General features: G+C 61.5%; 19 protein-coding genes and 1 riboswitch. Of the genes, 14 read left to right on the forward strand and 5 right to left on the reverse strand.

From position 1 onward, the window contains the following. Positions 1-9: 9 nt before the first annotated feature. Complete coding sequence (locus tag GM415_RS11340) at positions 10-1,359, forward strand: SH3 domain-containing protein (protein ID WP_158948238.1); 1,350 nt, start codon at positions 10-12, stop codon at positions 1,357-1,359. A gap of 66 nt (positions 1,360-1,425) precedes the next feature. On the opposite strand, the gene GM415_RS11345 is transcribed toward GM415_RS11340, so the two are convergent. Then, positions 1,426-1,866, reverse strand: coding sequence for a hypothetical protein (locus GM415_RS11345; protein WP_158948239.1), 441 nt, complete (start codon positions 1,864-1,866; stop codon positions 1,426-1,428). A gap of 228 nt (positions 1,867-2,094) precedes the next feature. Beyond that, positions 2,095-2,196: riboswitch (TPP riboswitch) on the forward strand. Between the two features lie 73 nt (positions 2,197-2,269). Between GM415_RS11345 and thiS the strand changes: the two genes are divergently transcribed. Genes thiS through thiC form a run of 6 tightly spaced genes read left to right on the forward strand, consistent with a single transcriptional unit; the run spans position 2,270 to position 6,979 of the window. Beyond that, positions 2,270-2,470: a sulfur carrier protein ThiS gene (gene thiS, locus GM415_RS11350; RefSeq protein WP_158948241.1), complete on the forward strand. Its 201-nt coding sequence runs from the start codon at positions 2,270-2,272 to the stop codon at positions 2,468-2,470. A gap of 13 nt (positions 2,471-2,483) precedes the next feature. After that, positions 2,484-3,260: a thiazole synthase gene (locus GM415_RS11355; RefSeq protein ID WP_158948243.1), complete on the forward strand. Its 777-nt coding sequence runs from the start codon at positions 2,484-2,486 to the stop codon at positions 3,258-3,260. Between the two features lies 1 nt (position 3,261). Next, positions 3,262-4,386, forward strand: a complete 1,125-nt coding sequence (thiH, locus tag GM415_RS11360; RefSeq protein ID WP_158948245.1) for a 2-iminoacetate synthase ThiH — start codon at positions 3,262-3,264, stop codon at positions 4,384-4,386. Next, complete coding sequence (gene thiF / locus GM415_RS11365) at positions 4,383-5,012, forward strand: sulfur carrier protein ThiS adenylyltransferase ThiF (RefSeq protein ID WP_158948247.1); 630 nt, start codon at positions 4,383-4,385, stop codon at positions 5,010-5,012. The genes thiH and thiF overlap by 4 nt, the downstream gene beginning before the upstream one ends. Beyond that, complete coding sequence (thiE, locus tag GM415_RS11370; protein ID WP_158948249.1) at positions 5,013-5,675, forward strand: thiamine phosphate synthase; 663 nt, start codon at positions 5,013-5,015, stop codon at positions 5,673-5,675. Next, positions 5,675-6,979 (forward strand): phosphomethylpyrimidine synthase ThiC, encoded by a 1,305-nt coding sequence (gene thiC / locus GM415_RS11375; protein WP_158948251.1) that lies wholly within the window; start codon positions 5,675-5,677, stop codon positions 6,977-6,979. Before thiE ends, thiC begins: the two co-directional genes overlap by 1 nt. Positions 6,980-7,084: 105 nt before the next feature. Here the strand turns inward: thiC and GM415_RS11380 are convergent, their stop codons facing one another. The 3 genes from GM415_RS11380 to GM415_RS11390 form a co-directional block, all read right to left on the reverse strand. Beyond that, entirely contained in the window at positions 7,085-8,158 is a 1,074-nt protein-coding gene (locus tag GM415_RS11380; RefSeq protein ID WP_158948253.1) for a methyltransferase, read from the reverse strand. A 48-nt stretch (positions 8,159-8,206) separates the two neighbouring features. After that, positions 8,207-8,950, reverse strand: coding sequence for an ABC transporter substrate-binding protein (locus GM415_RS11385; RefSeq protein WP_158948255.1), 744 nt, complete (start codon positions 8,948-8,950; stop codon positions 8,207-8,209). A gap of 217 nt (positions 8,951-9,167) precedes the next feature. Continuing rightward, a complete protein-coding gene (locus GM415_RS11390; RefSeq protein WP_199244291.1) occupies positions 9,168-10,907 on the reverse strand; it encodes a dipeptidase in 1,740 nt (579 codons plus the stop codon). A gap of 136 nt (positions 10,908-11,043) precedes the next feature. Here GM415_RS11390 and mnmA point away from each other — a divergent pair, with 136 nt between their 5' ends. Further along, positions 11,044-12,087 carry a tRNA 2-thiouridine(34) synthase MnmA gene (mnmA, locus tag GM415_RS11395; protein ID WP_158948257.1) on the forward strand — a complete coding sequence of 348 codons (1,044 nt, stop codon included), beginning with the start codon at positions 11,044-11,046 and terminating at the stop codon, positions 12,085-12,087. On the opposite strand, the gene GM415_RS11400 is transcribed toward mnmA, so the two are convergent. Continuing rightward, complete coding sequence (locus tag GM415_RS11400) at positions 12,080-12,586, reverse strand: tetratricopeptide repeat protein (RefSeq protein ID WP_158948259.1); 507 nt, start codon at positions 12,584-12,586, stop codon at positions 12,080-12,082. The genes mnmA and GM415_RS11400 overlap by 8 nt on opposite strands. A gap of 135 nt (positions 12,587-12,721) precedes the next feature. Here GM415_RS11400 and GM415_RS11405 point away from each other — a divergent pair, with 135 nt between their 5' ends. From GM415_RS11405 to pyrF, 6 genes are read left to right on the forward strand one after another with little or no spacing between them, the layout of a single operon-like run. After that, complete coding sequence (locus GM415_RS11405; protein ID WP_158948261.1) at positions 12,722-14,032, forward strand: MiaB/RimO family radical SAM methylthiotransferase; 1,311 nt, start codon at positions 12,722-12,724, stop codon at positions 14,030-14,032. Further along, positions 14,029-14,589 (forward strand): DUF4416 family protein, encoded by a 561-nt coding sequence (locus tag GM415_RS11410; protein WP_158948263.1) that lies wholly within the window; start codon positions 14,029-14,031, stop codon positions 14,587-14,589. Before GM415_RS11405 ends, GM415_RS11410 begins: the two co-directional genes overlap by 4 nt. A 19-nt stretch (positions 14,590-14,608) precedes the next feature. Further along, entirely contained in the window at positions 14,609-15,490 is an 882-nt protein-coding gene (locus GM415_RS11415; protein WP_158948265.1) for a YicC/YloC family endoribonuclease, read from the forward strand. A gap of 42 nt (positions 15,491-15,532) precedes the next feature. Continuing rightward, positions 15,533-15,787 (forward strand): DUF370 domain-containing protein, encoded by a 255-nt coding sequence (locus GM415_RS11420; RefSeq protein WP_158948267.1) that lies wholly within the window; start codon positions 15,533-15,535, stop codon positions 15,785-15,787. Continuing rightward, entirely contained in the window at positions 15,788-16,423 is a 636-nt protein-coding gene (gene gmk / locus GM415_RS11425; RefSeq protein ID WP_158948269.1) for a guanylate kinase, read from the forward strand. Beyond that, positions 16,416-17,117, forward strand: coding sequence for an orotidine-5'-phosphate decarboxylase (gene pyrF / locus GM415_RS11430; RefSeq protein ID WP_158948270.1), 702 nt, complete (start codon positions 16,416-16,418; stop codon positions 17,115-17,117). Before gmk ends, pyrF begins: the two co-directional genes overlap by 8 nt. The last annotated feature ends 4 nt before the right edge of the window (positions 17,118-17,121 follow it).

The following is a 17,121-nucleotide window of genomic DNA, read 5'->3' on the forward strand; positions in this document are numbered from 1 at the left end:
CGGTCCTTCATGCAAAAAGTACTTTCCATCCTGTTTGCTGCGCTGGTCGCAGTACTCGTTACTGCCCCTTCAGCCCTGGCCTTCGGTGAAATTCGTTATCCCGACCGGCCTCTGAACCTGCGCAAGTCCCGTTCGCCACGGTCGGAGTGGGTCGGTGCGCTTCATCCCGGCCAGAAGGTCCGGGTGGCCTTTCTGCGGGACGGCTGGGTCGCCGTGTTCGAGCCGGACGAAACCCGCGCCACCGAGGCTGCTGCGGTGGGATTCTCCAATATCAAGTACCTCAAGAAGTCGCGGACCCGGGTGGAACCCAAACCCTGGGGTGAGACGATGGTTACTACCCGGAAGCTTAATGTTCGTTCCCAGCCGTCGACCAGGGGGCGTAAGCTCATGACGCTGGACGCGGGCGTGCGGGTGGTCGTGGATTTTCCTGAAGACGATTGGTTCAGGCTTTTTCCGCCCGATGCGACTATTCGTTCCCGCATGGGTGGCTACGGCTTCTCCAGCTCCAAGTATCTGGAACCGGCCCCGGCCGAACCCGTCGCCGCTCCTGCACTCAAACCGGTAGCTCAGGTTGAACCCGAGCCCGCGCCTGAACCTGTATCGAAGCCCGTTGCTGAGCCTGTGCGCCCGGCTCCTGCGGCGAAAGCCGATGTTTCCAAGCCTTTTTCCGCTTCCTGGGGCAAGGTGCTTACCCTCAAGCGGAAGGTCAACCTGATGAGTGGAAGAACCACAAGCTCTCGTCTGGTGCGTGTGCTGGAACCGGGCGAGACAGTTCGCGCGGATTTCCCGGAAAACGGCTGGTACGCGGTGTTTCAGGAAAACGAACCCCTGCGTCGTAAAGAGAGGGCCTTGGGCTACGCCCTGCAAAGCCTGCTGGAGGGTGGCCCTGACGTCGAGGAACCGGCTCCTGCGCCGACGCGGAGTACCGCACCGTCGGCAAAGCCGGTTGACCCGGCCGTAGACCGCACCCCTTCACCCGACAGGGGACAGACCACCCTGGTTATTGACCGGTCCAAGTTCAAGCAGGGCAAGCGCCCGGATCCCACGCCCAACAAGACGGCGCATGGATACCAGTACCGCCTGCTCGAGAAGAGTGAGACCCGCCAGTACGGTGAAACGTGGATAACGCTGAAGGTATTTCTGGCCACCAAGAAGTTGCCGGGTATCGAAGGTCTCGAAGATTTCGCCGCGACCTTGTGGCGAGAACACAAGCGGCCCGCCAAGAACCTGGCGGTGCTCATCTACCTGCCCGGCATGGACACGGATGACCTTTCCTACGGGGTCATCAAGTTCGATGAACAGAAACGGATTGAGTCCTGGGTGCGCAAGACCACCCTGATCGGGACGGATTTCCTGTAAGAGCCGATAAATCGTAACAAAAAAACGCGGTCCGCATGGACCGCGTTTTTTTATGCGTATTTTCGGCTATCCCATTTCCCTTTCAAGGAAGAGGGGGATGGTCTTTTTCAGCGTGGTGCGCATGAATTCTTTTTTCTGGGTAGGAAGCTTTTCATTGCGGGGGATCATGAAAAGGCTCCGGCAGGACTGGCACTCCCAATGCTTGTCATGCCGCTGGAGATGGACCAGCAGGCCGTCGCGGTCATAGCAGACCTGGCAGAATGGCCCTTTTCGCTCGTCTTCGTCCAGGAGCCAGTATTTCTGGCCGTCGAACTGGACCTTGTCGGCCAGATCAAGGACGTCGGCCACTTCGGAAAGCTGTAGTTTGAGAGCCTCATTTTCTTCGCAAATGGCCAGGAATTCCTCCTGGAGGCTTTTCAGCAGCGCTTCGGCTTCTTCCAGCTTGCCTTCCTGGCAGAGAATCAATGCCCGTTTGAATCCCGTGGCTTGGTACATCGTCGAGAACATGAGCGGTTTCCCCCCGTTATAATTCAGTCACGGCTTCTGTATCGTCCGGTTTCCCCTGCAACTTTAGGGTGTGCGCCTTTTTGCCTGGGAAAAGTGCAGGATTTGTCTTGTCGGGCGAGCCGGACGGTGTCTCATGCGGAGAGAGGAACCTGGATAAGATGTCGTGATCAAACGGGAATACATAAAAGTTCGATGGCTCTTTACACGGCGCTGCTATTGGCATAGGGTTTTCGCAGCTAGGGGTGCCCCTTGGGGCTGAGATGACGTCCAGTCTGACCCTTTGAACCTGATGCGGGTAATACCGTCGTAGGGAAGCTGCAACACCTTCGAATTTTTCGTGTATGCGCTTGTCCTCTGCGACAAGCGCATTTTTTTATGCACGCGAAACGGGCAAGGAGCGCACATGCAAATCGTACTCAATGGCAGCGAGACCGAGTTGGCGGACGGCATCACCGTCCTCGGCCTGCTCGAATCAAGAGATATTTCGGCGGAAGCCGTGGTGGTGGAACTGAACCGGGAAATCGTTCCGGCCGACGCGTTTGGCGAAACCACTCTCAATGACGGCGACCATCTGGAAGTGCTCCGTTTTGTCGGCGGCGGATAAAAGGACAGAAAACATGAGTGAAGACAGTTTGGAAATCGGCGGCCTGAAACTGGCCAGCCGTCTGTTTACAGGTACGGGAAAATACGCGGACGACGCGGTCATTCCCGCTGTGTGCGAGGCCTCGGGCTCCGAGGTGATTACCGTGGCCCTGCGGCGTGTGGACCTGGAGTCCACCACCGGCAACGTCATGGATTGCATCCCCAAGCACATGCGGCTGCTGCCCAACACCTCGGGCGCGAGAAACGCCGACGAGGCCGTGCGCATCGCCCGGCTGGCCAAGGCCATGGGCTGCGGCGACTGGATCAAGATCGAGGTCATCTCGGACAACAGGTACCTGCTGCCCGACGGCTACGAGACGGCGAAGGCCACGGAAATCCTGGCAAAGGAGGGCTTCACGGTCCTGCCTTACGTCAACGCCGACCTTTACATTGCCCGTTCCCTGGTGGACGCCGGGGCCGCTGCGGTCATGCCGCTTGGCGCGCCCATCGGCACCAACCGGGGGCTGAAGACCAAGGAGATGGTCCGCATTCTTATCGAGGAAATCGACCTGCCCATCGTCGTGGACGCTGGTATCGGGCGGCCTTCCGAGGCGTGCGAGGCCATGGAGATGGGCGCGGACGCCGTGCTGGTCAATACGGCCATCGCCACGGCCTCCGATCCGGTCATGATGGCGCGGGCCTTCGGGCGTGCGGTCAAGGCCGGACGCGAAGCCTATCTGTCCGGTCCCGGAGCGAGAAGGACGCAGGCATCCGCCTCCTCTCCCCTGACCGGATTCCTGGCGGAGGGCTGACATGAGCTTCTATCCCATTTGTGAGGAGTTGAGCCGGGCTCCGCTGGATGAACGGTTCGACGCCGTCACCGGCGAGGACGTGCGCCGCGCTCTGGGCAAGTCCTCCTGTTCGCCCGAGGATTTCCTGACGCTCATGAGCCCGGCGGCCAAGCCTTTTCTGGAGGAGATGGCACGCCAGGCGAGCGAGATCACGCTCCGTCAGTTCGGCCGGACCATCCAGATGTTCACGCCCCTCTATCTCTCCAACTACTGCACCAATCACTGTGTTTATTGCGGTTTCAACTGCAAGAACCAGATCAATCGCAGCCAGCTCTCCCTGGAGCAGGTGGAAGTGGAGGGCAAGGCCATTGCGGCTACCGGTATGAAGCAGTTGCTGATTCTCACCGGTGACGCCCGCGCCAAGGCATCCCCGGAGTACCTGGAGGACTGCGTCAAGGTGCTGCGCCGCCACTTCCCGTCCGTTTCCATCGAGATCTACGCCATGGATCAGGATGAGTACGACAGGCTGGTGAAGGTCGGCGTGGACGGCATGACCATGTTCCAGGAGACCTACGACGAGGAACTTTACGCCACCCTGCATCCGCGCGGCCCCAAGAGGGATTTCCGCAACCGGCTGGACGCGCCCGAGCGCGGCTGTCGGGCGGGCATGCGCGTGGTCAACATCGGCGCGCTGCTCGGGCTGGGGGACTGGCGCAGGGACGCGTTCATCACCGCCATGCACGCCTCCTACCTGATGCGCAAGTACCCGGAGACGGACATCGCGGTTTCCCTGCCGCGCATGCGTCCGCACGTGGGCGAGTACCAGCCCGCCACCATCGTGTCGGACAGCGACATGGTCCAGTTTCTCATGGCCCTGCGCATTTTCATGCCCCGGCTGGGCGTGACCATCTCAACCCGCGAGGCCCCGGAATTCCGCGAGAACATCATGCCCCTGGGCGTGACCCGGATGTCTGCGGGCGTGTCCACTGCCGTTGGCGGCTACTCGGACGAGGCCGAGACCTCCGGTCAGTTCGACATCGCGGACGAGCGCTCCGTGGACGAAGTCTGCTCCATGATCAAGGCTCACGGGTTCCAGCCCGTGTTCAAGGACTGGGAGCCGATCATCCCGGTGGAGGGCGCGGCATGAACGCGGCCGAACGCGGCATGGCGACCTACCTGGGCGAGGACCGGCTCCGGTTCCTCCAACAGGTGGTCGTGGGCATAGCTGGCGCGGGCGGCCTCGGGTCCAACTGCGCCATGCATCTGGTGCGCAGCGGCTTCAAGCGGTTCCTGTTGGTGGATTTCGACGAGGTGGACGCGTCCAACCTCAACCGGCAGTGCTTTTGCCTGGATCAGGTGGGGCAGCCCAAGGTCGAGGCCCTGGCCAGGAACATGCGCGCCGTGAATCCGGATCTGGAACTGGAGTTGCGCAACGAGCGCCTGGCCGAGGATACCATGCTCGCAACCTTTGCCCGCTGCGACGTCGTGGTGGAGGCCATGGACGCGCCGCGTTTCAAGAAGGCGCTGGTGGAGGCGTTCCTGCCCACGTCCCGGCTGGTGGTCACCGCCTCGGGTATCGGTGGGGCAGGGGACGCCGACGCCATCGTCACCCGGCGGGTGAGGGATAATCTGTACATGGTCGGTGACATGGAGACCGAATGTTCCGATGCAACCCCGCCCTTTGCCCCCAAGGTCACCGTGGCCGCCGCCAAGCAGGCGGACGTGGTGCTCGGCCATTTCCTGCGTGTGTTTGAACAAGAAGGAGGCAGATAGATGCGCACCCGCGCCATTACCCGGCAGACCATACTGGACACGGACCTGTATTGTCTGACCGCCGAAAAATTCTCCCTGGGTCGCTCCAATCTGGAGGTGGTTCAGGCCATGCTGGACGCGGGCGTCAAGCTGGTCCAGTACAGGGAAAAGGAAAAGAAGACCGGCGTCATGTACGAGGAGTGCATGGCCATCCGCCGGATGACTCGCGAGGCGGGAGCCGCGTTCATCATCAATGACTACATCGACCTGGCCCTCATGGTCGGGGCGGACGGCGTACACATCGGCCAGGAGGATTTCCCTGTCTCGGCAGTGCGCCGGATCGTGGGCGAGGACATGGCCATCGGGCTGTCCACCCATGCCCCCGAGGAGGCGCGAGCCGCAGTGGAGCAGGGGACGGACTATATTGGCGTGGGGCCGATCTACCGCACCTTTACCAAGGACGACGTGGTCGATCCCGTGGGACTGGAATATCTGGAATACGTCGTGGCCAACCTGGACATCCCGTTCGTGGCTATCGGCGGCATCAAGGAACACAATGTGGCCGATGTGGTCAAACGCGGCGCGCGCTGCGTTTCCCTGGTCACGGAGATAGTCGGTGCCGAGGATATCGGCGGGACAATCAACGCCCTGCGCAAGGAAATGCAGGCCGCGAAGGAGAAATAATGGATTATACGACACAGATGGACGCCGCCCGCAAGGGTATCGTCACCCCCCAGATTGAGGCCGTGGCCCGCAAGGAAAATATCCGTATCGAAGACCTCATGGCCCGCATGGCCAAGGGGACGGTCATCATTCCCGCCAACAAGAACCACAAGAATCTCGACGCCGAGGCAGTGGGCGAGGGCATGCGCACCAAGCTCAACGTCAACCTCGGCATCTCCAAGGATTGCTGCGCCATCGAGCCGGAGCTCGAAAAGGTGCGCGGCGCCATTGAACTGGGTGCCGAAGCGATCATGGACCTCTCCTGCTACGGCAAGACCCAGGAGTTCCGCCGCCGCCTGGTGGAGATGTCTCCGGCAATGATCGGCACTGTGCCCATCTACGACGCCGTGGGGTTCTACGACAAGAACCTTCAGGATATCACCGTGGATGAGTTCTTCGACGTGGTGAAGAAGCACGTGGAGGACGGCGTGGACTTCCTGACCATCCACGCGGGGCTGAACAAGCACACCGCCGAGAAGGTCAAGTCCGCCAAGCGGCTGACCAACATCGTCTCCCGCGGCGGCTCCCTGCTCTTCACCTGGATGGAGATCAACAACGCCGAGAATCCGTTCTACGAGCACTTCGATCGCCTGCTGGACATTTGCGAGGAATACGACGTGACCCTGAGCCTGGGCGACGGTTGCAGGCCTGGCTGCCTGAACGACGCCACCGACGCCTGCCAGGTGGAGGAGCTCATTACCCTGGGCGAGCTGACCAAGCGTGCCTGGGAACGCAATGTCCAGGTCATGATCGAAGGCCCCGGCCACATGGCCATGAACGAGATCGCGGGCAACATGATGATGGAGAAACGGCTCTGCCACGGCGCGCCGTTCTACGTCCTCGGCCCCATCGTCACGGACGTGGCTCCCGGATACGACCACATCACCTCCGCCATCGGCGGAGCCATCGCGGCCATGTCCGGTGCGGATTTTCTCTGCTACGTCACCCCGGCCGAGCACCTTCGTCTGCCCACCCTTGAGGACATGAAGGACGGTATCATCGCCACCCGCATCGCGGCCCACGCCGCCGATATCGCCAAGGGATACCCCGGCGCTGCCGACTGGGACAACGAGATGTCCAAGGCCCGTGCCGCCCTGGATTGGGAGGCCATGTTCAAGCTGGCCATGGACCCGGTCAAGCCCCGCGAGTACCGCGAGTCCTCCAAGCCCGAGCACGAGGATTCCTGCTCCATGTGCGGCAAGATGTGCGCCGTGCGCAACATGAACCGCGTGCTCGAAGGCAAGGACATCCAACTGGACGACTAGCCTCTGCGTAATGACAAAACAAAGCCCCGGCGGACAGTGTCCGCCGGGGCTTTTTTGGCTTTAGGACCCACGTTGGCCGGGAGAAGGGGAAGAGGTCTATGACTTCTATCGCTTGCGTCCGCAGACCATGTAGATGGAATCGCTGACGCCCTTGGTTTCCAGGAAGCGAGGATCGTCCTGATCGCGCCAGTCGTTGCGGCGGGAAAAGGTTCGGGCGTCTCCGTCCAGCCCGGCTCGGCGCAGGTATTCTAGGATCAGGCCCATGCGTTCGAACTCGTGCAGTTCCGTCCAGCCCTGGATGACGCGGTCCTTGTCGTAGGCGTTGCCGAATCCGGCAAGCACCATTCCGCCCGGTGCCAGGTGTGCGGCTATGCTGCGCAGTACCCCCACCGGATCGGCGAGGTATTCGAAAACCTGGGTAAAGATGACTGCGTCGTAGCGTCCGGCCATGTGCGGAGACGTGGCTGCGTCCATGGCGAGCACGCGCATGTCAGGGGTGAGGACGCGATCCTGGAGGGCCTGGAGGTTGCGTTCAGCGGCGTTGTCCATGCAGGGCGCATTCGGGGCAATATTCTCGTTCCGAATTTGGAAGAACGCATCGTGAAAGAAGTCGGTGGGTTCGCCATTGTGGCGGGTCTGCATGCCCGGCCCCCAGTCGCAGGTGGCTTCGCGCCAGTGGGTCAGTGAGCCGTACGTGCCGGCGTCGCGCGGCTGAAGATATTGGATTGCGGCTTCGATGGTCACCGGGATAGTGGCCAACGGGTGGTTGCAGTCGGCGGTGAAGCTCTTGTCCGTGAGCCCTGTCAGGCGGAAGGGTGTCAACGTGTCCGGATAGACGTCCAGCAGTCCGTCTATGTGTCCCTGCGGGTAGAAGCGGCCCAGCCTCGGCAGGATCGGTTGGCCAAAACGGGTTTTCTTGCGCAGCCGGTCCAGGGGCAGGATACGCACCAGGGATTCCTTGAAACGGGGGATGCACATCCTCGGTTCGTAGGTGAAGGCTACGGACTCGCCCTCGCCCTTGCCCTCCAGCGCCTCGCGCATGCCGCGTGGAAAGATGTCGTTGACCGGGTTCACCTTCCGGCCCAGGAACCACTCCTCGTGGCGGATGCCATCCATCTCCCAGGATACGGTGAATTCCAGTGCTCCCGTGACGTTGTCGTTGAAAAGCGTTCTGTTCATGTAAGGGCGGGCCGACGTTTGTTCATTCTGTGAAGGGAGGCGTGGCGTCTAGTAGCTGTCGAAGTCAGGATATTGAAAGTCCCACTTGTCGTAAATGGGTTTGAGCTTTCCTTGTCGGTGCAACCGAACTATTCCTTCCTCATACATTCTTTTGATGTGCTTTCCCCGTTCCGTAACGTTGAAGAGGGGGAAATAGGCGCGCCTGCCCGCTTTTTGGACATCAAAGTCCTGTCTGCGAAAGGGAATGGTGTTTCTGCGCATGGACTGCCTAATCAGGTTGAGGTCGTCCACATAGAAATCGGAACGGTCCAGGATGATCATGGACAGGGCCTGTTCACCCGTGAGCACGTCCTTTATCCTGACCGGCACGTTGAAGTTGGCCTGGGAATAGAAAGTCGGCTGGCTCAGGATTTCCATCCCCCGCAAGGTCTCCTCGCCGCGCCATGGGCCGATGCGGCTTTTCTTGAAAAAGACATAGTAGTCGTTTTCATACATGGGATACCGGGCCAGGACCAGGGGCGGAGTCGCCTTGTCGTCGCAGGTCATCATGTCGGCCAGACTAAGCAGGACGAGCTCTTCGGAGCGGTTGGATTTGGAATAGGTGTGCCTGACGGGGATTCCGTAGAGGCTGAAAACCGCTCGCAGTACTTCATGGTACAACCCGGTGCCGTCCTTGTTGGTAAAGGAGTCCCAGGATGGGCTGGCGGAAATGACTTCGTCTATTTCCGACGCCGGGCACGGCGATGCGATAAGGGTCATCACCATGAATATGCCGAGAGCGATTTTCTTCATCGTTTGCGTTATTTTTCCTTTTGAGAAAATTTGTCGTTTAAGATGCCTTTCGATATGAATTGCGTCAATATCTGTTTTTAGAATTTAAAAAGCGGTAAAGCCGCAACAAATATTATATCTGAATAACGATTCATGCGTTCTGCTCTAGGTTGTTCGCATGGTTTTCAAGACGGCAAGGGGCTCGGGCGGTCGCAACCCCTTGCTGCCAGGCTGTGCGTTACTTCATGTCGTACGTTGTAGGGCCATTGCCATATCCTGTCCGGTTCAGCCATTGCGCAGGATAGCCCACGGCCCTGGCTTCGGTCCCGGGCAGGTTGATGTAGCCGTCGGAGTATTTGGCGAGCAGATCGAAGGTGAGATCCCGCCAGGTGTTGAGGACATCACCGGCCTGGTTGAAGCTGAACTCGGTGATGCGCTGCCTGGCTTCGGCTTCGGACAGTCCGGCCACCGCGCGGTCCATGGCCAGCACTCCTGCCAAGCCCTTGCGTTCCAGTTCGCGCTGGGCGGGCTTGATGTCCACTTCGGTCATCCGCTTGAAGTTGAGCCGCGCCCAGTTGCCGAGCAGGTCGAAGTGCCACCAGGCGGACTTGAAGCTGAAGTGCTGCGGGCTGCCGGTCTGATAGGGCTTGGGCAACTGGAGCATCTTTGAGAAGAAGGGCGTGAACACCGTGGTGTAGGAGACGTCCGGGCCGAACCAGAGGAGTCCCTTGGTGGCCTCCGGGGCCTTTGGCCGGGTCTGGCAGACGAAGGTATAGCCCTGGTAGAAGACCGAGATGGCCCGTTCCCATGCGCCGTAGAATTTTTTTTCCTTATCCACGTTGTTCTGGTTGCCGTCATAGGGGCCGACAAAACGGTGCGGATCGCCGTAAGGACCGGCCGCCGTGCCCTTGGTCAGGTCGAACTCGGTCCCTTCGTAGTGGTCGCGGTAGAGGGCAAAGACGTCCAGGGGGGAGAGATTGCCCCGAGGTGCAATGGAGAAGGGGTAGTCGCGGGTATAGGTGTCCTTGACCCAGGGGGAGAGGCCCAGATCAGGGTTGACCCGGTCCAGACAGCGCCAGACGCGCCGGAGCGAATAATAGGGATGGTTGTATTCGCCGGGACTGACCGCGCGCAGCCAGTCGATGGTTCCCTGCTTGGCCTCATCCCACCAGCCGACCTTCTTCAGGCCGGGCACCAGGTGCCTGGAGTAAAGGAAATGGTCCGGGTCGTCCTTGATGACGTCACGGATGCGGAAGGTGTTGGCTGCCACGAAATAATCGCCGTCGGGTACGCGCTTGGCCACCCAGGCCGAGTGGTGCCGGGTGTCGGGCAGGGCGCACATCTCGAAGACCCACGCTTCATTCTCATCGCCCACCAGCAGGGTCTCGCCGGTGGAGAAGTAGCCGTATTCGTCGATGAGCGCACCCATGAGTTTGACCGCCTCGCGGGCGGTGGCGCAGTTTTCAAGGGCGATGCGGGAGAGTCCCGAGCTGTAGAAGATCCGTTGCGGTATGCCACGGCCAGCCTTGGGGTTGGGATCGGGTTCGTAGTTCGCTCCGTTGGTGCACTCGCCCATCATCAGGTTCTTCTCATTCATGATTCCGTAGTTGCCGTCGAAATAGGCGAAGGAGGTCTCCTGCCTGCGGCCCAACAGCTTCCAGATGGCTTCATAGGAGAGTTGCGCCAGAGGCTTTGTCGGCTCGCCGGGCGTGTTGTAGGCCGGGCCCCGGTCGTCGGTGACGATGCGGGGGTAGGCCATGGCGTCCGAATAGATATTTCGCATGCCCTCCTGCTTTTTTGCAGGGACAAAGACCAGGCGCTGGTCTCCCAATTCGTCGTCGTCCGAGTGGGCGACCATCATGGAGCCGTCCTTGCTGGCACCGGGCGTGACGATCATCGTCGTGCAGGCGAGGGCGGCGGAAACGAGGAAAAACGCGCCCAGGATGAGGGCGGCAAGCAGTGTGGAGAGTTGTCTCATGGTTGGCTCCTTTGGCCTGGCAATGGAAAGAACGTGAGCTACGTAACACATTCCTCTCTAGAAGTGGTTTATAAATTCCTTGCCATCCGCAGTTCCTTGCTTAGGATGGCCCCATGACTTGGACGGAGCGTATTTCATGGTGGTAGCGGTGGCCGTCAGCGGCGGCATGGATTCCCTGCTTTCTCTGGTCCTGATGAAGGAGATGGGGCACGACGTCATGGCCGTGCACGGCCACTTTTTGCCACCCGGACCCGGCTGGGCAAGGGTGGCGGAGGGGCTGGGCCAGGCCTGCGAGGCTCTGGATGTCCCCTTTCATGCCCTTGACCTGCACCGGGAATTCGACAGTCGGGTGATCGCGCCTTTCGTGGAGGAATACCGGGTGGGGCGCACTCCCAATCCGTGCGCCCTGTGCAACCCGCGCATGAAGTTCGGCGCACTCTTCGACGCAGCCCGCGAGTTGGGTGCGGACCGGATCGCCACCGGACACTACGTGCGCATGGAGGAGCGCGAGGGGCTGGGCCGGATGCTTGTGCGCGGCGCGGACCGCTCCAAGGACCAAAGCTATTTTCTTTCTCTGGTGCCGATTGAGGCCCTGCGCAAGGCCTTCTTCCCTCTGGCCGAGACCTACAAGAAGGACGTTCTCCCGCTACTGGGAAAATATGGCCTGAAGCCGCCCCTGCCCGGGGAGAGCCAGGAGATATGCTTTGTGCCGGGTGACGACTACCAGGCGTTTCTGCTTACGCGCGGAGTCATGCCGGGCGGTGGCGATGCCGTGCTCTCGGATGGCACCGTGGTGGGTAAGCATCACGGATTGTGGCGGCATACCCAGGGACAGCGGCGCGGTCTGGGCATCGCCTGGCGGGAGCCGCTCTACGTCCTGGACAAGGACGTGCCCGCCAATCGGCTGGTCGTGGGAACCCGGGATGAACTGCCGGTTCGGGGTTGCGTGGCCGGGCAGATCAACCTGATGGTCGATCCCGCCCTGTGGCCGGAAGAGGTCATGGTTCAGACGCGCTACCGCCAGCAGGCCAAGCCGGGCAGGGCGCGGGTGGAAGACGGCAGACTCGTGCTCGATTTCATCGAGTCTCACGTCCGCCCCACGCCGGGGCAGGTGGCGGCTGTTTATACCGCAGACGGGGCCGTGCTCGCCGGGGGCATCATCGAGTCTTCCCTCAGTTGAAGAGGAAATCGCGCCTTCGATTCCAGTATTCGTCCTGATCGCGCATGAAGCCTTCGGCCCGGGCATTGACCATGGCCCGCTTCACGTCGTCGGGCGTCATCTCCGGTTTTTTCCTGCAGTATCCGGCCCACCAGCGCACTTCGTCCTGAACCCGGAATTTAGGGTCCTGGTATTTGTCGAGCAAAGCCAGCCCGGCATCGCGCTGTCCCAGATAGACGCGGGTCAGGCCGAGGTAGAAGGTGGCGTCCGGGTCGATGGGCGAGGCCTTCAGCGCCGTGGTAAACGTTGCGTTGGCCTCCTCGAATTTCCGGGCCAGGAACAGGTTCAATCCTTTTCTGTTGTCGGCGTAGACCCTGCTGCCTGGATAAAGGTAGTCATTGCGGCTGGAAACGAGGATGCCACCGCTGCCGGTGCCCACCCCGGCGCCAACGCCCACGGTGGTGCAGCCGGTACTCAGGCCGGAGAAAATCAGGAGCAAAATAGGAATCAGGTATCGCATGTGTTGACCCTTGTTCACGTTTGCATTAGGCCGCTGAGGCGGCCGCCGGGTAGAAAGCGTCTGAACGGTTTTGTCAGCAACGGTATTTTGCCGTATATTGCCGCATCGCATAGCCTGAAGTGAACCCGAGGATACATGATTCGATTCTTTACCGCCACCCTGGGATGCAAGATCAACCAGTATGAAACCCGCGCCATTGCGGAGGCCTGGGCCGGTGACACGGGGTTGGCCCTGGAGGCGGCCTCGGCTGCGGAGGCAGACCTGATCCTGGTCAACTCCTGCGCCGTGACCGCTAATGCCGTGGCCGACCTGCGCCAGACCGTGCGCCGTTTCCATCGGGACAACCCCGGCGCGGAGATCGTCATCACCGGGTGTGCGGCTCAGGTCATGCCCGAGGAGCTCGAAAAGCTGCCCGGTGTGGTCCGGGTTGTTCCCCAGGAAGACAAATCCATGCTTCTGGCCGGACCGTCGCCGGATGCCGCTCCCGCACCATCTCCGGAAGCGAAATCGGTCTTCGCACCGTTCGCCATCTCCGGCTATGACCGGGCTCGGGCCGTGGTCAAGGTTCAGGACGGTTGTTCCCATCATTGCACCTACTGCATCGTGCCGCTGACGCGCGGCAGGTCCGTCTCCCGGCCCATGGAAGAGGTAGTGGCCGAAGTAGGTCGCCTGCTGGACAACGGTTTTCGCGAGTTGATCCTGAGCGGCATCAACCTGCGTCATTACGGCCGTGGGCTGGACGGCAAGGCCGATTTCTGGGATCTGGTGGCGCGGCTTGAGGCGGAGTTTGGATCGGAGTGGGCGGGGCGGGCACGCTTCCGCATCTCCTCGGTGGAGCCCGGGCAGCTCGGCGATAAGGCTTTTGGCGTGCTGGCCGGATCGAAGATGGTATGCCCGCAACTGCATCTGTCCCTGCAAAGCGGCGATCCGGACGTGCTCAAGGCCATGGGGCGCGGACATTATTCACCAGAGACAGCCGTTGAATTTCTGGACCGGCTTCGCGAGGCCTGGCCTGTCTTTGGACTGGGCGCTGACCTCATTGCCGGCTTCCCCGGCGAGAGCGAGGAGCAGTTTGCAAACACCTTGGAATTGTGCCGCCGCCTGCCCCTGACCTACGCCCATGTTTTTCCCTATTCCGAGCGTCCCGGCACCCGTGCCGTGGAATTGCCGGGAAGCGTGGAGGTGCCGGTGCGCAAGGAGCGAGCCGCCCGGCTCAGGAAGCTGATCGCCGGGAAGAAGCGGGCGTTTCTGGACAGGCTGCTCGCCCTGGAGCATCTGGACGTGCTGGTGCAGGACGCCGAGGGTCGGGGCGTGAGCGAATTTTACGCGGCCTGCCGCTTCCTTTCCCTGCCCGAAGGAGCGAACCCGCGCAGCCTGGTTCGGGCCAGGCCAGTGCGTAAGGAAAAGGGCGTGATTCTGGTCGAGCCTTTGGAGGTGCTCTCGTGAGCGTTCCCAAAACGCCTGATCCGGGGCTGTTGCTCATCTCCATCCTGTGCGCCGACTGGGACGCCTGCTGGCCGGAACTGCTTGAGGAATTGGAGGAGCGCTTCGGCACGGCGGATCATGTGTCCGAGCCCTTCGCCTTTGACGAAACAAACTATTACGACCGGGAGCTGGGCACGCCCATAACCCGGCGGCTTGTGGCCTTCGAGGATTTGCGCCCGCTGGATGAACTGGCGGACATCAAGCTGTTCACCAACTCGTTGGAAGCCCGGCGGGCCCGGTCCGGCAACAGGCTCTTCAATCTCGATCCCGGGTTCCTGACCGTGGAGCGGCTGGTCCTGGCCACGGGCAAGAATTTTTCCCATCGCATCTATCTGAAGGACGGCATCTGGGCCGATCTGACCCTGGTGTGGCAGAAGAAGCAGTGGACCGTTTTTCCCTGGACTTTCCCGGACTACGCCGGGGAGGACATGAAATCGCGGCTGACAAAGTTGCGCCTGTCGTATAAAACCAAGCTCAACAATCCGCATACGCAGAATCGTCATGCAACACGCGGATAGACTATAAGGATTATCTACCATGCCTGTCAGTATGACCGGTTTCGGCCGGTTTGAGACCAATGAGGACGCCTGGACCCACGTCTGGGAGATTCGGAGCGTCAACGGACGTTTTCTGGATGTTAAATGGCGTATGCCTTCCAACCTTCGCAGCCTGGAAAACGGCTGGGAAAAAGTTGTCCGCACTTACGCTTCGCGCGGCCGGGTGGACATCTCGCTGAACCTCGAGGTGCTGGATTCCGGCGTCCTCGGCGTGTCGTTCAACGAGACCCTGGCCAAGGCCATGTTCGCCGAGTTGACCAAGGTGGCAGAAAGCCGGGGCGAACTGTTCACGCCCGACTATAACCGGGTGCTTGGCATGTCCTCCCTTTGGCGGGACGCAGGCAGCGAGCCGGACCCCGGTCTGTCCGAATCCCTGACCGCCGGGCTGGAAGAAGCGCTCAAGGACTGGGTACGCTCCCGCTCCGTGGAGGGCGACGCCATGGTCGAGGACCTGCTTTCCCGTCTGGTGACCCTGCGGGAGATCGCCGGTAAGATCGCCGAGCGCATCCCGGACATCCTGGAGGAAAAGAAGAGCGGTCTGCGTCAGCGCATCCTCGACATGCTGGAGTCCGTGGGCGCTGAGTTTTCCGAGGACCGGATGCTTCAGGAGGTGGCCCACCTCACCGACAAGCTTGACGTCTCCGAGGAACTGACCCGGCTGGACGCACATCTGGAGCGCCTGGGCGAGGTCCTGACCGACAGCCAGGACGTGGGCAAGAAGCTCGACTTCCTGCTTCAGGAGACCTTCCGCGAGATCAACACCTGCGGCAACAAGGCGCAGGACACCGCGGTCAGCAGGCTGGTGGTGGATTTCAAGGCCGAACTGGAGCGCTGCCGGGAGCAGGTGCAGAACATCGAATAGCGAACCGGTTCGAAGAGCGGATCACAGCGAGGGGAAAAGAGTATGCAGAAACAGGGGTTGCTCAACGTCGGCTTCGGTAATTTCGTGGTGCTCAACAGGGTGGTCTCCATCGCCCTGCCGTCCAGCGCGCCCATGCGCCGCCTCCGCGAGGACGCGCGCGCCGAGGGACGCCTTATCGACGCCACTCAGGGGCGCAAGACGCGCGCCATCATCGTAACGGATTCAAATCACGTCATTCTGTCCGCCATTCAGGCCGAGACCATCGGCCAGCGGTTCAGCGCGGAGGAGGGAGAATAAATGGCCGGGACCGTTTCCCGATTGGGCCAGGTCCTGGTGGTTTGCGCCCCCAGCGGCACGGGCAAGAGCACGCTCATCGCCAAGTTGCGGGAGGAATTCCCCAACTTCGGTTTTTCCGTTTCCTATACCACCCGCGCCCCGCGCGGTGAAGAGCGGGACGGGCAGGAGTATCACTTCGTCTCCCGCGACCACTTCGTGGCCATGCGCAGCCGGGGCGAGTTCTGCGAGTGGGCCGAGGTGCACGGCAACCTCTACGGCACGGCCACTGCTCCGGTCACTGAGATGCTCGGCAAGGGCATGGACGTGCTCTTCGACATCGACGTGCAGGGCGCCAAGCAGCTCAAGAAGACCTTTTACAAGGGCACGTTCATCTTTCTGCTGCCGCCCTCAAGGGAGGAGCTGACCCGCAGGCTCACCGGACGCGGCACCGACTCCGAGGAGTCCATCGCCAAGCGACTGGCCAACGCCAAGGGTGAGATTGGCGAGGCTCGCTTCTTCGACTACTGGATCGTCAACGACAACCTGGAGCGGGCTTATCAGGAATTCCGCGCCGTCTACATGGCCGGGGCCTGCAAGCCCGAGTTGCGGACGGACGTGGAGGAAACCATCCTCAAGGAGTGGGAAGACGATGAGTGAGCTTGTGGTGGCGCTTGATTTCAAGGACGCCCGGTCCGCTTTGGCCATGGCCAAGTCCCTGAAGGGGACCGCCGCCTGGATGAAGGTCGGCCTGGAGCTGTTCACCGCCGAGGGCCCTGCCGTGGTCTCCGGCCTCAAGGAGATGGGTTTCAAGGTCTTTCTGGACATGAAGTTCTTCGACATCCCCAATACCGTGCAGGGCGCGGTGCGCTCCGCGACGCGGCTGGGCGTTGACATGGTCAACATCCACGCCCTGGGCGGACGGCGCATGGCCGAGGCCGCCATGGCAGGGTGCCTGGAAGGCGCGCCGGAAGGCAAGGATCGCCCCCTGGTCCTGGCTGTGACCATGCTGACCAGCATGGCTGCCGGAGACCTGCCCGTGGAGGGAGCGCCGGAGCCGTCCGAGATGGCTTTGGACCTGGCCCGTCGGGTCAGGGACTACGGCCTGGACGGCGTGGTCTGCTCCGGGCTTGAGGTGGAGCGCATCAAGGCCGCCTGCGGCGATGACTTTCTCTGCCTGACGCCGGGCATCCGTCCCGCGGGCACCGCCGGGGACGATCAGCGCCGGGTGGTTACTCCGGCGGGCGCGGTGCGCAGCGGCTCGGACTTTTTGGTGGTGGGAAGGCCCGTCACCGGAGCGGATTCGCCTGCGGAAGCGGCCCGGGCCATTCTTGACGAGATGGCGGGCGCATAGCGGG

Source organism: Pseudodesulfovibrio cashew (assembly GCF_009762795.1).
Lineage (GTDB): Bacteria > Desulfobacterota > Desulfovibrionia > Desulfovibrionales > Desulfovibrionaceae > Pseudodesulfovibrio > Pseudodesulfovibrio cashew.

What these genes read in the sequence shown, in the direction of transcription:
- GM415_RS11340 (WP_158948238.1), top strand. Translation starts at nt 10, where the DNA reads ATGCAAAAAGTACTTTCCATCCTGTTTGCTGCGCTGGTCGCAGTACTC.
- GM415_RS11345 (WP_158948239.1), bottom strand. Translation starts at nt 1,866, where the DNA reads ATGTTCTCGACGATGTACCAAGCCACGGGATTCAAACGGGCATTGATT.
- thiS (WP_158948241.1), top strand. Translation starts at nt 2,270, where the DNA reads ATGCAAATCGTACTCAATGGCAGCGAGACCGAGTTGGCGGACGGCATC.
- GM415_RS11355 (WP_158948243.1), top strand. Translation starts at nt 2,484, where the DNA reads ATGAGTGAAGACAGTTTGGAAATCGGCGGCCTGAAACTGGCCAGCCGT.
- thiH (WP_158948245.1), top strand. Translation starts at nt 3,262, where the DNA reads ATGAGCTTCTATCCCATTTGTGAGGAGTTGAGCCGGGCTCCGCTGGAT.
- thiF (WP_158948247.1), top strand. Translation starts at nt 4,383, where the DNA reads ATGAACGCGGCCGAACGCGGCATGGCGACCTACCTGGGCGAGGACCGG.
- thiE (WP_158948249.1), top strand. Translation starts at nt 5,013, where the DNA reads ATGCGCACCCGCGCCATTACCCGGCAGACCATACTGGACACGGACCTG.
- thiC (WP_158948251.1), top strand. Translation starts at nt 5,675, where the DNA reads ATGGATTATACGACACAGATGGACGCCGCCCGCAAGGGTATCGTCACC.
- GM415_RS11380 (WP_158948253.1), bottom strand. Translation starts at nt 8,158, where the DNA reads ATGAACAGAACGCTTTTCAACGACAACGTCACGGGAGCACTGGAATTC.
- GM415_RS11385 (WP_158948255.1), bottom strand. Translation starts at nt 8,950, where the DNA reads ATGAAGAAAATCGCTCTCGGCATATTCATGGTGATGACCCTTATCGCA.
- GM415_RS11390 (WP_199244291.1), bottom strand. Translation starts at nt 10,907, where the DNA reads ATGAGACAACTCTCCACACTGCTTGCCGCCCTCATCCTGGGCGCGTTT.
- mnmA (WP_158948257.1), top strand. Translation starts at nt 11,044, where the DNA reads ATGGTGGTAGCGGTGGCCGTCAGCGGCGGCATGGATTCCCTGCTTTCT.
- GM415_RS11400 (WP_158948259.1), bottom strand. Translation starts at nt 12,586, where the DNA reads ATGCGATACCTGATTCCTATTTTGCTCCTGATTTTCTCCGGCCTGAGT.
- GM415_RS11405 (WP_158948261.1), top strand. Translation starts at nt 12,722, where the DNA reads ATGATTCGATTCTTTACCGCCACCCTGGGATGCAAGATCAACCAGTAT.
- GM415_RS11415 (WP_158948265.1), top strand. Translation starts at nt 14,609, where the DNA reads ATGCCTGTCAGTATGACCGGTTTCGGCCGGTTTGAGACCAATGAGGAC.
- GM415_RS11420 (WP_158948267.1), top strand. Translation starts at nt 15,533, where the DNA reads ATGCAGAAACAGGGGTTGCTCAACGTCGGCTTCGGTAATTTCGTGGTG.
- gmk (WP_158948269.1), top strand. Translation starts at nt 15,788, where the DNA reads ATGGCCGGGACCGTTTCCCGATTGGGCCAGGTCCTGGTGGTTTGCGCC.
- pyrF (WP_158948270.1), top strand. Translation starts at nt 16,416, where the DNA reads ATGAGTGAGCTTGTGGTGGCGCTTGATTTCAAGGACGCCCGGTCCGCT.